Origin of the sequence: Paenibacillus sp. FSL H8-0034 (assembly GCF_038000305.1) — a bacterium.
Lineage (GTDB): Bacteria > Bacillota > Bacilli > Paenibacillales > NBRC-103111 > Paenibacillus_S.
In genome coordinates, this window is sequence record NZ_JBBOBS010000001.1 from 8,145,566 (window position 1) to 8,160,003 (window position 14,438).

Annotated in this window: 15 protein-coding genes; 7 read left to right on the forward strand and 8 right to left on the reverse strand. The window is 47.0% G+C overall.

Translation table 11 applies throughout. The features are described from left to right. The first annotated feature begins 129 nt into the window (after positions 1 to 129). From NST47_RS36305 to NST47_RS36315, 3 genes are all read left to right on the forward strand, one after another. Positions 130 to 330 carry a cold-shock protein gene (locus NST47_RS36305; RefSeq protein ID WP_028549128.1) on the forward strand — a complete coding sequence of 67 codons (201 nt, stop codon included), beginning with the start codon at positions 130 to 132 and terminating at the stop codon, positions 328 to 330. Between the two features lie 113 nt (positions 331 to 443). After that, positions 444 to 644, forward strand: a complete 201-nt coding sequence (locus tag NST47_RS36310) for a cold-shock protein (RefSeq protein WP_076230409.1) — start codon at positions 444 to 446, stop codon at positions 642 to 644. Positions 645 to 815: 171 nt separating this feature from the next. Continuing rightward, the gene (locus tag NST47_RS36315) at positions 816 to 1,586 is read left to right on the forward strand and encodes a YwmB family TATA-box binding protein (protein WP_341159440.1); all 771 of its coding nucleotides are present in this window, start codon (positions 816 to 818) and stop codon (positions 1,584 to 1,586) included. A 45-nt stretch (positions 1,587 to 1,631) separates the two neighbouring features. On the opposite strand, the gene NST47_RS36320 is transcribed toward NST47_RS36315, so the two are convergent. Further along, positions 1,632 to 2,048 carry an HIT family protein gene (locus NST47_RS36320; RefSeq protein WP_341159441.1) on the reverse strand — a complete coding sequence of 139 codons (417 nt, stop codon included), beginning with the start codon at positions 2,046 to 2,048 and terminating at the stop codon, positions 1,632 to 1,634. 236 nt (positions 2,049 to 2,284) lie between these two features. Between NST47_RS36320 and NST47_RS36325 the strand changes: the two genes are divergently transcribed. Continuing rightward, a complete protein-coding gene (locus NST47_RS36325) occupies positions 2,285 to 2,863 on the forward strand; it encodes a guanylate kinase (RefSeq protein ID WP_341159442.1) in 579 nt (192 codons plus the stop codon). 78 nt (positions 2,864 to 2,941) lie between these two features. On the opposite strand, the gene NST47_RS36330 is transcribed toward NST47_RS36325, so the two are convergent. Next, entirely contained in the window at positions 2,942 to 3,145 is a 204-nt protein-coding gene (locus NST47_RS36330; protein ID WP_076230413.1) for a cold-shock protein, read from the reverse strand. 360 nt (positions 3,146 to 3,505) lie between these two features. Between NST47_RS36330 and NST47_RS36335 the strand changes: the two genes are divergently transcribed. Then, positions 3,506 to 4,963: a glycosyl hydrolase gene (locus NST47_RS36335; protein WP_341159443.1), complete on the forward strand. Its 1,458-nt coding sequence runs from the start codon at positions 3,506 to 3,508 to the stop codon at positions 4,961 to 4,963. Between the two features lie 29 nt (positions 4,964 to 4,992). Here the strand turns inward: NST47_RS36335 and NST47_RS36340 are convergent, their stop codons facing one another. Continuing rightward, entirely contained in the window at positions 4,993 to 6,165 is a 1,173-nt protein-coding gene (locus NST47_RS36340; RefSeq protein WP_341159444.1) for an ROK family transcriptional regulator, read from the reverse strand. 235 nt (positions 6,166 to 6,400) lie between these two features. Here NST47_RS36340 and xylA point away from each other — a divergent pair, with 235 nt between their 5' ends. Further along, positions 6,401 to 7,717 carry a xylose isomerase gene (xylA, locus tag NST47_RS36345; RefSeq protein ID WP_341159445.1) on the forward strand — a complete coding sequence of 439 codons (1,317 nt, stop codon included), beginning with the start codon at positions 6,401 to 6,403 and terminating at the stop codon, positions 7,715 to 7,717. Between the two features lie 119 nt (positions 7,718 to 7,836). Here xylA and NST47_RS36350 read toward each other — a convergent pair whose 3' ends face one another. The 3 genes from NST47_RS36350 to corA all read right to left on the reverse strand — a co-directional run bounded on the left by NST47_RS36350 (position 7,837) and on the right by corA (position 11,068). Next, positions 7,837 to 8,643 (reverse strand): NAD-dependent epimerase/dehydratase family protein, encoded by an 807-nt coding sequence (locus NST47_RS36350; protein WP_341159446.1) that lies wholly within the window; start codon positions 8,641 to 8,643, stop codon positions 7,837 to 7,839. A 214-nt stretch (positions 8,644 to 8,857) separates the two neighbouring features. Then, positions 8,858 to 10,081, reverse strand: a complete 1,224-nt coding sequence (locus NST47_RS36355) for a GIY-YIG nuclease family protein (protein WP_341159447.1) — start codon at positions 10,079 to 10,081, stop codon at positions 8,858 to 8,860. A 36-nt stretch (positions 10,082 to 10,117) separates the two neighbouring features. After that, entirely contained in the window at positions 10,118 to 11,068 is a 951-nt protein-coding gene (corA, locus tag NST47_RS36360; RefSeq protein ID WP_341159448.1) for a magnesium/cobalt transporter CorA, read from the reverse strand. Between the two features lie 270 nt (positions 11,069 to 11,338). Here corA and NST47_RS36365 point away from each other — a divergent pair, with 270 nt between their 5' ends. Beyond that, entirely contained in the window at positions 11,339 to 12,205 is an 867-nt protein-coding gene (locus NST47_RS36365) for an ABC transporter ATP-binding protein (protein WP_341159449.1), read from the forward strand. A gap of 131 nt (positions 12,206 to 12,336) precedes the next feature. Here the strand turns inward: NST47_RS36365 and NST47_RS36370 are convergent, their stop codons facing one another. Beyond that, entirely contained in the window at positions 12,337 to 13,791 is a 1,455-nt protein-coding gene (locus tag NST47_RS36370) for an HD-GYP domain-containing protein (RefSeq protein WP_341159450.1), read from the reverse strand. 198 nt (positions 13,792 to 13,989) lie between these two features. Continuing rightward, positions 13,990 to 14,412 carry a YkvA family protein gene (locus NST47_RS36375; protein ID WP_341159451.1) on the reverse strand — a complete coding sequence of 141 codons (423 nt, stop codon included), beginning with the start codon at positions 14,410 to 14,412 and terminating at the stop codon, positions 13,990 to 13,992. Positions 14,413 to 14,438: the final 26 nt, after the last annotated feature.

Consider the following 14,438-nt stretch of genomic DNA (forward strand, 5'->3'; position numbering starts at 1 on the left):
CAATATTGTATCTGTTAAATTCACATCTTATAAAGATTATTACAGTAAATTTTGGGGTAATCTTTATAATGTGTGAATTTTCTTATTCATGCAAATAAGAGTAAACATTTATTGGAGGTTTTTAAGAAGATGGAAACAGGAACAGTGAAATGGTTTAATGCTGAAAAAGGCTTCGGTTTTATCGAAGTTGAAGGCGGCAAAGATGTATTCGTACATTTTAGCGCTATTACAGGGGATGGCTATAAATCCCTTGATGAAGGACAACGCGTACAATTTAACGTTGTTCAAGGCAACCGTGGACCTCAAGCAGAAAACGTAGTGAAACTGTAAGGTTTCATGATGAGGGGGGAACTGCTCGGACGTGGGCAGTTCTTTTTCAGTTCACGACCATCCATAGTTCTCATGTTGGAATGCAGCGCACAAACTGAAGGAGGGGTTCTACATTGTATTTCTCCAAGAAAAACATGGAACCGGTTCAAGAAGAGCAGACATCCGTTTGGGTGTGCAGTAAAGAAGGATGCTCGTGCTGGATGCGAGAAAACTTTTCTTTGCAAAAAAGCCCGCTTTGCCCTATATGCAAATCAGAGATGGTCAAAAATTCGAAAATGCTCCCTTTACTCAACAATCACCACAAAGTAAACTAATACGGCGCGAATGAAGATTCGCTCATAACCGAAAGGCACCCCTCCAATGGAGGAGGTGCCTTTTTTGTATGCAACCCTATCTATCATGTATATTTTTGTTCACTATTGCCTATCCTTTTACTAGAATCCCTTTTTCATAGAGTGATAGATTGCAATCGAAAGGACAGAGCCATGAGAGCAACCATCAGTTGGACATTCATAGTATTAATTACCCTCGTACTGACACTTGAAGCAGCAGCTCAAGGCTGGACATTGCGCCCGCACTCGGATGGGGATATGGAGCGCTTGCTCCCAATAGCTGATTCGATTATTGTTTCTAATAAAAAAGCGACCTTGAAGCACACTACTGCCTATCTTCCCTATAAGGAAGAGCGTGATTTTGCCCAAACGGCCCAGAACATAAGCACCACATTTAAGCTTACGGCGCCATTGAACCCGATCCATAAGCAAGACATACTGCTCTATAGATTCACTCTGAAGGATACGGACACGATTCAGGCCAGTCTGCTGTGGATCGGCTTTCCTGATGGAAGCACACAACTGAGCCTGACTGCCGAAACGCTTCAAGCAGACGGAATTAACACCCTGTACGATCTGCAGCAGCAATGGAATACTCAGCTGCAAGACCTCGGAATTCAGTCCAACTGGAACGTGATGATTCAAGGAAATATAGATGCCGATACATACCCATATGCATGTTCCCATCAGCCCGAATTAAGCCCTTCTTTACAGCTGCACGTAACCGATAGCCTTCATGCTCAGGAGCTGGCCCGTTATCAGGATGCCAACAGCTTAAGCATTTCCTACCATTCCACAATGGTTGAGGAATCAGCGGCGGACACCCAACAAAAAATGAACCTCCAAGTGGCGGTTCATCGGGATTCCATTACCGGTCAACAGCGTATCACCATAGCAACTCCTGCCATTTCGATCGCCTATTAGAATGCTTATAGTGCGTGATCAAAAGATGACTTTTTGAACAACCCCTTATAGGGCAGCCTTCAGCTTATGGATAACTTCCTGATATTCATCGTCTGTCAAATACGTTTCCCCAGGGTTCATTTCAAACATTTTGCCCCATGCGGCTCCGTTCTCATATTTCGGTACAACGTGAAAATGCACGTGCGGCATCGTATCCCCGAATGCACCATAATTGATTTTACCCGGTGCAAAAGCCGACTCAATCGCCTTGGCCGCCTGGGCAACATCGCGCATATAAGCATCCTGTTTCTCTTGGGAAAGATGGAAAAACTCCTGCTGATGCTCATTAAGCGCCACGACACAGCGACCCTTATGAGTCTGCTCCTTGAACAAAAATAGCGTAGACACACGCATTTGCCCAATCTCGATCATTAGATTATCAATACGTTCATCGCGGTTACAATAAATACAATTTATGGACATTTGTCATCTCTCCAGCCTCGATTAAATTTTGGGAGCAGTTCATGTTGCAGACCCTATTCACCATACTACGTTTCGTCCCATCATTTGTCCATACCAAGTCTCATAAGCTATGAAAGCGCAAACTATTTATTTAATTTTCTGAATATTTGTACTATAATAGAAATAGAAGGAAGTAGCATCCTGGGCAACTGAAACAAGGCATCCTCTTCGAAAAATGATTTTTGGGAGGTCATTGTATGAGTATCGGAATCGAGCAGGGTACAATATTGGTTTTTGTAGGAACTAGCGGAGCCGGCAGGAAAACCATTGCACATCAATTAGGCAAGGAGCTTGGACTGCAGTACATTATTTCTCATACCACCCGTGAACCACGGCCTCACGAAAGTAATGGTCAGGCGTACTACTTCACCACCCGCAGGGAATTTATCGATGCCGATATTCGCGGTGAATTCATACAGACTGCCGAAATCGATAATCATTTTTATGGGATCAAAAAATCCGACGTGGAAGCTGCATTCGCCAATCATTCTGTCGCCTATGTAATCGTCAATCGGTCAGGAGCCAACAAATTCAAATATGAATTCAAAAATCGGGCCATTCGTCTATTCATTTATGCGAACAAACAATTGATCCTGGAAAGACTTGAGGCCCGTAATGTATCTGATGAGGTTATTAGTCACTATCTGAATCATTATATTGAGGAGGTTTCGTATCGCAAGGAATGTGAGCATGTTTTTGAAAATCTCGAGCTTGCCACCACTATGCAGCAGGTGAAGGACGCCATCTTATCGCATATGCCAGCAACCACAAGTTAAACAACCGACGTCGAAATCATAATAAAATGAGAACGAAAAAAATGCCCTCAACCGAAGTTGAGAGCATTTTTATTTGAATTACAGTTTAACAACGTTTTCCGCTTGTGGTCCACGGTTGCCTTGTACCACGTTGAACTCAACGCGTTGGCCTTCGTCTAAAGATTTGAAGCCGTCGCCAACGATTGCGCTGAAATGTACAAATACGTCGTTTCCGCCTTCAACTTCGATAAAACCGAAACCTTTTTCTGCGTTAAACCATTTTACTGTACCTGTTTGTGCCATGTGTATTACCTCCAAAAAATATTTAACATGATCTTTTTTTATTTCTTTAAAAAAATAAAAATTCACACATTGTGAAAAGTTCCATTATAGAAATGAAAACCCTTTACAATATCTGAATTAAGGTTCCATCTATTTCAATGTTTTTATAATATCATGGCCCGATTTAAAAAGCAAGCGCTTTATGAAATATATGTAATTTTTCAAACGTGATTGACGCCTGTCGAAAATCGCCGGATTTAATTGATTTACTGACTATTTCCAAGTAAACTAAGGGAAAATATGGACAAGCTCACTACACCCGATGTCTCTTCATCCCAAACCACTTCCATTAAGAGACTTTACGAACAGGAGAGACGGACCATGCACATCCTTACATTGACTTCGCTACGTAAGCTCGGGGGGATCACCCTTATTTTACTATGTATAGCCTGGAGTACAGCATACGCCGAGTCCGAAGATCCTGCCTCCTACATGGTATACGAAGCAGAGGATGCGTTACGGATTGGAACTATCGTTTCTCAGGAGCTACCTGACTATTCAGGCAGCGGCTACGTAACCGGCTTTGAAGCTGCAGGCGATTCTCTGCAATTTACCGTACATGTTGATCAAGAAGGCTTCTACCCTCTGGATATCCGATATGCAGCTCCAAGTGGTGATAAAACCAACAATATTGAAATCAATGGCAGCACTGCCGGTGAAAAAATGTTTCCCCAATCCGAGGTATTTACAGATATCGAGTTTGGTCAGATTTATCTCGATGAGGGTGACAATATCGTGGAACTCACTACGTATTGGGGCTACTTTGATGTCGATTATATCCGGATCGGTCCCTTGCAGGAACGCCCTGCCATTGCCCCTGTATCGAACAAACTGGTCAGCCCTCAGCCATCAATTGAAGCTCAAGCCTTAATGTCGTATTTGGCCTCTCAATATGGAAAAAGCATTCTTGCCGGGCAGCAGCGCAGCTCATCGATTGAAGCCAATTACATCTATAAGCAAACAGGCAAGCTGCCTGCGGTCGCAGGTTTTACAGCTACTGATTTTGGGGACAATGCGATAGAATGGGCCAAATACGGTGGCCTCGTATCCGTGGAGTGGCATTGGTCAGCCCCGATGAATGAACGAGAATTTATGACCTCCAACACAAGCTTTGATGCCGCCAAAGCCGTTCAGCCCGGCACTCCTGAGCATAATGCATTATTGAAGGACCTGGATCAAATGGCGCAAACCTTAAAACGCTTTAAAGATGCCAAAATCCCGATCCTGTGGCGTCCGCTGCATGAAGCTGAAGGCGGCTGGTTCTGGTGGGGCTCAAAAGGACCCGAAATAGCCAAACAGCTTTATGCTATCATGTTTGAACGGTTTACCACGTTTCATGGACTTAATAATCTCATCTGGGTCTGGACAACGTCTGACACCAAATATTCCAAGCAATGGTATCCGGGAAATCAATACGTGGATATTTTAGGAATCGATCGTTACATTAAAGCTGGGGATTACAGCACGCTGATGAGTGTGTATGATACCGTTGTCGCAATGGGAGATGGGAAAAAGCTCGTTGCTTATACGGAAAATGGACCGATTCCAGACCCTCGCCAGCTCAAAAGAAACAAGGTCGGATGGATGTACTTTAATACGTGGCACGAAAAGTTTTTGATGGATGGTAAAATCAATTCCGATTATCACCTTCGCATGGTGTACAATCATCCTTATGTCATTACCTTGGACAAGCTGCCTTCGGAAGCGATTTATGGCAAACGTCCTCTACCCTACCCTTTACCGCCTGCTGCTTTAACACTTCCAACCCCACTCAAATAAAGATGAGCTGGGGTTGAACGCTTATCCCGCTATTCCACCGATACTTTCGTCGACGCAAAAAACTTGCTAATCGCAAAGGAGCACGCCCCAAGCACCGCCGACCTGCTCCCAAGCTGGGAAAATTCGATCTGCAGCCGTTCACGCGGATAAGGCAGCGAACGCCCCTCCAGTGATTGCAGCATCGTTGGACGCAGCCACTGGCCCGCCTCCGCGAGGCGTCCCCCGATAATAATCAGCTCCGGATTAAATCCGTTAATTATGTTCACCACACCTACACCAAGAAAGTGACCCACCCGTTCAAACAGCTTGATGACGGAAGACTCACCCTTTTCCGCAAGCAACAGCAAAGTTTCCATATCGATTGATGGAGTATTCAATACATGTCTCGCTGCTTCATATAATGCATTTTCCGATGCATACATTTCCCAACAACCCGCGTTCCCGCAGCGGCATGGCTTGCCATCGTGCTGGATCGACATATGCCCGATCTCCCCGGAAAATCCGGAAGAGCCGCGAAACAGCTCACCTTTGATAATAATACCGGCGCCAATTCCTATACCAACGCTAATGTATACAAGATCGGCTGCATCACGGCCTGCTCCGAATTCCTTTTCTCCGACCGCTCCCGCATTAGCTTCGTTATCGATCACAACGGCGATGCCAAATTCCTCTTCGATGATACGCTGCAGGGGGACATCGGTCCAGCCCAGATTAGGCGCAAATAATACATCACCCTGCCCGTTACTGATTCCCGGAATTCCAATACCTATGCCGACGATTCCATAGACGCTCTGTGGAACACGCCGAAGCATCTCGCGGATGCATGCTTTCAGCTCAACCAAAGCCAGCTCCAACACTGTGTTATCGTGCTGCGCCTTATATTGCTCTACAATCGTGCCCTCCAAATCAGTTAGCACAGCACGTATATAATTCACGCCCAGGTCGATGCCGAGCGCATAACCGGCTGTACGATTAAAGAGCAGCATCATCGGTTTACGTCCGCCGCTCGATTCGCCCGTACCGATTTCATTGGCAAGGCTGCTTTCCAGCAGCTCGTTGACCAGACTGGAAACCGTCGCTTTCGTAAGTCCCGTTTGTTCTGCGATTCGTGCTCGCGATATAGGTGAATAGTTGCGTATATAGTGAAGTACGATAGACTTGTTAATCTTTTTGACCAGGTTCAAATCTCCGGTTTGTTTCATGATAGCCCCCATCTGGATGGTTTGGCATTATTTTAGCATGAAAGGTAACGATGTGCACACACTAAGTTTGTTTAATGGATTTACAAACTATGTGGAGAATGCTATGATGGTTTTGAAAGCGTTCTTGCACAGAGCCATACTCTTGACGGGTATCAGGTTGATATCCATCTATATTTGTCTGTGTATTTGTACGCTGCTGCCGTTCCTTATCAATTCATATCTGGAGGTAAAAACAATGGGCTATTTTGATCATGTAGGTACTGTGAAGTTTGAAGGGAAATCCTCGACAAATCCGCTTGCATTTAAATTTTACAACCCTGAAGAAGTTATTTTGGGTAAAACAATGCGTGAGCATCTGCGCTTTGGTGTGGCTTACTGGCACTCCTTTACAGGCAATGGCTCCGATCCTTTTGGTGCAGGTACTGCACTTCGCGGCTGGAACGAATTATCCGGTATGGAGCTGGCCAAAGCACGCGTTGAGGCTTGCTTCGAGCTGTTGAACATCCTTGATGTCGATTATTTCTGCTTCCATGACCGTGATATCGCACCGGAAGGCGACACGCTGCAGGAAACAAATCGCAATTTGGATGAAATCGTCGCTCTGATTAAACAACACATGCAATCCAGCGGCAAAAAGCTGCTGTGGAATACAGCCAACATGTTCACCAATCCACGCTTCGTGCACGGTGCTGCAACAACTTCCAACGCTGATGTATTTGCTTATGCTGCTGCACAAGTGAAAAAAGCCTTGGATCACGGTAAAGAGCTGGGCGCGGAAAACTACGTATTCTGGGGCGGCCGTGAGGGCTATGAGTCATTGTTGAATACGGACCTTAGCCTGGAGCTTGATAATCTGGCACGCTTCCTGCAATTGGCTGTTGATTACGCGAAGGAAATCGGCTTTGATGCTCAGTTCCTGATCGAACCAAAACCGAAAGAGCCATCCAAGCACCAGTATGATTTTGATGCGGCAACAACGCTGCAATTCCTGCAAAAATATGACCTGGCAAAGCATTTCAAGCTGAACCTGGAAGCTAACCATGCTACATTGGCAGGACACACCTTCGAGCACGAGCTGCGTGTTGCCCGTATTAATGGCGCTCTGGGCTCTATTGACGCTAACCAAGGCGATCTGCTGCTGGGCTGGGATACGGACGAATTCCCAACAGATTTGTACGCCTCGACGCTGGCCATGTATGAAATTTTGCAAAACGAAGGTGGTATCGGCCGCGGTGGTGTGAACTTCGACGCCAAGGTACGTCGTACCTCATTCGAGCCTATCGATGTCGTGTACGCGCACATCAACGGTATGGATGCATTCGCGCGCGGGCTGCAGGTAGCTGCCAAGCTGATTGAAGATCGCGCTTTCGAAAATGCCATTGAAGAGCGTTACGCTTCCTTCACAACTGGCATTGGCGCCGATATCGTATCCGGCAAAGCAAACTTCCATACGCTGGAAGCTTACGCCCTGCAAAACAACCCGATCACGAACAAATCCGGTCGTGTCGAGCTGCTTCGCTCCATTCTTAACCAATACATCATTAACGTATAGTTAATTTTGCTTTTAGCCATGCACAGTATATCTATGCTTAAAGGAACGTATCGAGCTGAGTACAGCCTGATACGTTCCTTTTTTGATGGCTATTTTGAGGTGAACTCAAACAGCTGCTCCTATGATTTAGCAGGCTGTTCCTTCTCCACAAAACCTCCACCTTGAAAAGCAGTTTCATCCTGTGAGATGGTCTCGTGGCTGTGGCGTGACTCAGCAAGCAGCTCGCTGGCATCATCCTGCGGCTTATAACCGATCAGCTTCTCCAAATACCCGATATCGTAATAATTATCGCTATTGTCAGAGGTTCCGTACAGACTGAGAAAATCGATCGAGCTGTCAGCTTCAATGCAGCAGGCGGCCAGCTGAACCATATCCCGGCTCGAAATCCAGATGTGCGCCGAGCGTGCCGAGTGCGGCCTGTCGTCACCCGGGAAATTGCCAATCCGTATATTAAATGAGGAAATACCGTATTTGTCCGCATAGAAGCGCCCCAGCAATTCAATATAGCATTTGCTTAGTCCATAAAAGCTGTCCGGTCGATAAGGCTCATCAGGCTCTACCGTTTCACCTACCTTGTAAAATCCGGTTGCATGGTTCGAGCTCGCAAAGATCACCCGCTTCACTCCATGGGTACGCGCCGCTTCATATACATGATAGGCACCCGTCACATTGATCGGCAGCACCTTGCCAAGAAAGTCTTCCTCATCCTGAGCCCAGGCAAAATGCAGCACGACATCCACACCCTGCATCAGCTCCTGAAGCCTGTTGGCATCGGTGACGTCAAGCTTCACGATCCCTTGATCAGGATCAGGCTGCAAATCCGCAGCCACGATGTCATATTTCCCTTGCTCCCTCAGGCCTTGCAGCAGACTCTCCCCCAGCTTGCCGTTGGCTCCGGTAATCAACAATTTCTTCATCGATATCATCCTCTCCTATTTGATCGATACGTCTTGACCTGTTTGTAGCCCCTAGCATAGTATTACCCAATTCCCGCCAGGTTTGCGTTATGATATCTGCAATTCAGAGATAGCCCCTTCATCCGATAGCAAAAAGGAGCTGCCCCCGGCAGCCCCTCAATTCGTATATAGTAGATGATTGCAGCAGAATGCACTTAACCTTACGAACCTTTATAATTCGATCTTAAGAATGATATTGATCCCGCTGCATCCGATATTCGTAATTGTCCTTACACAGCTTGAGCAGATCGTATTTCAACCCGCGCTTAGGCTGGGTGATGAGCAAGGGCTTGCGCCCTGCTGCCCGCAGCGACGCACGTACCTTGCGCGGATCGACAATCCGGTTCACGATAAGCTCGTCCGGCCGTTCGGCACGATAATGCGTGATCAGAAAGCTATCGCAAGCCGCACCCGTTTCCTGATCGCCCCTAGTCAGCTCCTGCATATAGAAATCGCGAAGCATCCCTTCCTGCACCTTGGCGATCAACACCTGGCCTTCTCCGAAGTAAAGCACATCCTGATTGACGATCACCTCGCGGTCGACAATTTGCTTGATAGGCAATCTTTCGAGAATACGAATATGGCGAAGCATGTTCTCTGCCTTTTCAAATTCAAGACGCTCGGCATAATCGCCCATTTTGCTGTACATCGCCGCTATCAGCGCCTCGCCGTTGTTAACAAGCAGCTCTGCTGCCTGAGATGCCGTATCGCGATAGGCTTGCTCGGAGATCCAGCCTTCGCAAACACCGCTGCATTTGCCAATATGGTACAGCAGACACGCTCGCTTTGGCAAAGTCCGGCAAGTACGAAGACGAAAATGGTCGGTGACAAATTCCAGCACCGCATTCCGAAAGCGGGAGCTCGGATAAGGACCAAAGCGCTGCTGATTCAGGGACACTGCTGGCGGACCTGCAGCCTGTTTCATTACTGTGGGTAGATGTGGCAGTTCACGTGCAGTTGATCCGGCGGATGGGGCGACCATACGCTTCTGCTGTTTCATTGAATGCAGTGGATAACGCTGAGGTGTATCCATATGATCCGGGGTTAACTTGCGGTTTCGGTAAAAGACGTCCAATCGCGGAACAGGCTCTGCTGTCAGCTGCAGGTACGCGTAGCCGCTGTTATCTTTTTTGAGTGCCCTGTTGTAGTAGGGTTTATGAATTTTGATTAAATTATTTTCCAGCAGCAGGCTTTCCGGCTCATTGTTGACCAGCACCACTTCAATCGCGGCAATTTCCTGAACGAGCTGCACAATCTTCTTGCGATGCTTGCGCTGTTGAAAGTAGGAACGCAGACGGCTGCGCAGATTTTTCGATTTGCCGACATAAATGATCCGGCCAGCGGCATTTTTCATCAAATAACACCCTGGAGCCTCCGGATATTCGCCGGCATGGAACACGAATGACATCGATAGAAGTCCTCCTGTTAGTGAACTGGATTAAAGCTATTTGAACCAGCCCTTGCGATAAAACCATAGAAACATGGCAAATCCGATTCCGAACATCACAAGCAGAATCATAAAATAACCCCAGTGCCACGTTAATTCAGGCATATTAGCAAAATTCATCCCGTATATGCCGGCGATAAAGGTCAAAGGCATAAAAATCGTCGTGATGACCGTTAAGGTTTTCATAATCGTGTTCATCCTGTTGGAATTCAGCGATACATAACTGTCCCGCATATCGGCGGTCATATCACGTGTCGCCTCAATAATTTCCGACAGCTTCAACAGATGATCATAAATATCGGTAAAATAAATCTGCTGCTCCTTCATCCCATCTATTTTATCCGAGCTGACCATCCGATACAGTAAGTCCCGCATCGGCACGATCGTTCGGCGCAGCTTCAACAGCTTCGTTCGAATTTCGAATATTTCGTTCATTAGCAGATGATTGGTGGCGCTTCTGACTTTGATCTCGATTTCATTAAGCTGGTCCTCAATTTGATATACGGAAGGAAAATATTCGTCGACCATATTGTCCATTACCAGATAGGCCGCATAAGCATGCCCCTTAAGACGTATGGCCTCCTGCTGCTCGATCCGGCTCCAAGCCTCGTCGATTTCCCAGGATGGCGACAGGTGGAACGTAACAATGAAGTTATCGCCCCAAAATATATCGACCTCTTCCGCAGCCAAGGTCACCGCGTTCACGGCATGAAGCACCAGAAAATTGACGGTCTCGTAATGATCCAGCTTTGGGCGCTGCAAGAGATGATAGCAGTCCTCGATTGCTAACGGGTGAAAATGAAAGTGGGTATCCAGCATGAGTGCCTCTTCATCTGTAGGGATGTCAAAATCCACCCAATACCAACCCACATTCGGACTCGACAGGTCTTTTAAGCCAGCCTGAGGAATCACTTGAAACTGATGATCAACAGCCATTATTCGTATCATAACTACTTGCTCCTCGTCTTTATTGCTGCAGCTGCCTATCTCTTCCACTATACTCCTTGCGTGTTCTGCTTAGCAACAGGCCAACTTAAGAGCCATTAGCTTTACGATATGCTTGCATCAAGCGGCATTCTGGTCGATTCGATGTCTGTACAGGGAAATATCGGGAATGAAATGAATAAATGATGAAATTGAGGGTTGTCATTTATACCCGGAATTAGATATAATCTTATTGATAATGAGAATCGGTATCATCATAAGGAGCGGATACAGATGGGACGCTTATACACGGAACAATTAGATATTGCTTACGGAGACATTAGCATAGTCGAGCATTTAAATATTAGCATTCCTTCGGGACAAATTACGGCGCTTGTCGGGGCGAACGGCTCAGGCAAATCAACAATTCTTAAAGCGATGGCCCGCATGCTGAAGCCAACGGGCGGGACCGTATATCTGGATGGCAAGTCGATTCATCGTCAAGCTACGAAGGAGGTCGCCAAGCAGTTGGCGATATTGCCGCAAAACCCGATTGCGCCAGACGGACTGACGGTATCCGAACTTGTCACCTATGGCCGTTTCCCTCACCAGAAGGGCTTCGGCTCCTTGACCAAGGAAGATAAGGAAGCCGTACGCTGGGCGATTGAAATGACAGGAATGAACGAATTTTATGATCGTCCTGTAGACCAGCTATCCGGTGGACAGCGGCAGCGTGCCTGGATCGCCATGGCATTGGCACAAGGAACCGACATTTTGTTTTTGGATGAGCCAACGACCTTTCTGGATATGGCCCACCAGCTTGAAGTGCTTAAGCTGCTGCAGAAGCTGAACGACGAAGAAGGTCGTACAATTGTAATGGTCGTTCATGATCTCAACCACGCGGCTCGCTACGCCCACCATATGGTCGCTATTCAAAAGGGACGTGTCATCAGCAACGGCACCCCGGCTGAAGTCATGAACCTCGATGTACTCCGTGAGGTGTTTGGCATCGAAGCGGATATTATCCCTGATCCACGTACAGGCGTTCCTCTTTGCCTACCATATGGATTGGCTCATGAGTCTCACCAGCAGCCTTCTAACCCAGCGGGAGCAGCCAGCAGCGCGTCAACCAGTAAAGAGCCCGCATCTGTGGGCAGATAGTCGAATTCTACCAGTAAAACCCCGAGCCGGACGGTTCGAGGTTTTTTTATTGCTTCATCATTCGTATGAATGGCATCATGACTTCGTATCGGATAGACATTACCGAGTAAGCCTGCTTTATGAGCCTTGTATCAGAACGCCCCTTTATGGCTAGAAGGCACACTTGTCGAGAACGGACTGGACAGGCTGGAGGGCAGTCGGTACACTTCAGGGTCTCTGTCGCTTACATTAACCCAGGCATGTACACATAACGGATCAAAATGACTGCCGCTGTGCTCCTTCAAAAAGGCTATGGCCTCCTCATGCGACCAAGCCTTCCGGTAGGACCGGGTTGAGGTCAACGCGTCATACACATCAGCGACTGCAACGATTCTCGCCAATAGCGGAATCTCTTCGCCCAATAGACGATCAGGATATCCGGTCCCGTCCCATTTTTCATGGTGAGATCGGATAATATCAAGCTCCTCTTTCATAAACCCCAGATTCCTGCACATTTCATAGCCCTTCACCGGATGCGTTTCAATAATGAAACGTTCCTCCGGCGTAAGCCGCCCGGGCTTGTTCAATATCGCGTCAGGAATCGTGTTCTTGCCGACATCATGAACAATCGCTCCTTGAGACAGTGCACGAAGCTGCTCCGGCTTTAATTGCATTTCTTCGGCAAGCCTTAAGGCATACATGGTTACCCTGAAATTATGGCCTGCTGTATACATGTCTTTAATCTCCGTAGCCAGCACCAGCTCTTTCACGCTTGGAGACAGGCAGCTCGTTATGCGTTCAACCGGATCATTAGTGAATAAGGAACGGATCACCAGGGTCATCGATTGATTAGCCGCATACTGCTTGAATAATCCGTACAGCATGACCAGCATGGACGCCAACAACAGAAAATGATACAGCCACCAGCTAAGAAGCCAGGTTTCACCTAACACCATAATCAACTGCGCATTAATCATCCAGCAGCAGCTGTAGACAATCGCAGCCTGAAGCGGAAAACGTGAATAGCGATACGATTGATGGTAACGATACATCGTCATTCCATTCAGGACCACGACCGCTCCTGTCGACAGCCACTTGGAGGCAAACCCGTCGAGCGGTATCCACTCTATCAGATGAGAAAAGGAAAGAGCAGCAGCTCCGAGCAAGCCTAAGCCAATGGTCCATACCGGCACTAACCATTGTCTCCATCTGGACAAGCGCACAATGAAACCATTATCAGATGAAACCGAAGACAGCCATAACCAGAAGGAGGCTAGCAGCACACTCCCCTGTGCGGCCACTCCCGGCAAATGAGACATATGAATAAGCATATTGGGTGTGGACAAGCCATGAACGGAAAAAATCTCCGCCAAGGAAATAAAGGCCATCGCCAAAAAGCTGATTTTGATATTGCGCACGCGACTTCCCGAGATGCCTACAGCAATCGCAATAATACTCGCAAGCAAGGCAACAGAGCTGACAATATAAAAATGACCGCGGGGTACCGCAAACTGGATATCAAGCAAAGGATTGAATTTTAACAAGTTGAATACAAGAAAAGGTAAGGTAAGCGCTACCAATGGGCCTGTCAATTCTCGAAATTTCATCCGTTGTTGTCCCCTTTACACTTGCTATCACGCTGTTATTGTACCATAAGACCTACTGTTAATTTAAGGTATTTGCTTCATCAAATTTTTTTTAAAAAAAGCTCATATTGTATTGCTGCCCGCATCGGTCCCTACACCAAAAATCCTGAAACTCAGGCTTTACACTGAATCCCAGGATCTTGGTTTGAAATTATGTCGCTATTCCTTGGAAAGGCTTACGCTAACCTCATCCTTCACCAGTTGAGCATCTACGTCAATAATGTCCTGATTACGAGCCGCATCCGCTCCAAAAAAATCAACCAGCTTGATCCTGGCTTTGTGCTTCACTTCTTTATCGATACTCATCGCCACCGCTCCTACCGCCAGCATGAGCGCACCCAAATCGTCCAAATACCCAACAACCGGAATCATGTCCGGTATAATATCAAATGGAAAAATCAAATAGCCGAGCGCCCCGTATATTTGTATTTTTGCTTTCATCGGTGTCTTCGGACTTTGCAGCGCATAATAAAGGAGTAATCCTGCATAAACCACTTTCAGTCCCGCGTCTTTGGCGGCCTTCTTCAGCTTCCCCCAAAAATCATCCTCCGAATAATGCTTCTCGTATTTGGAATTGTCCATCGGCGCATCTCCTTCAAGATTGGTAG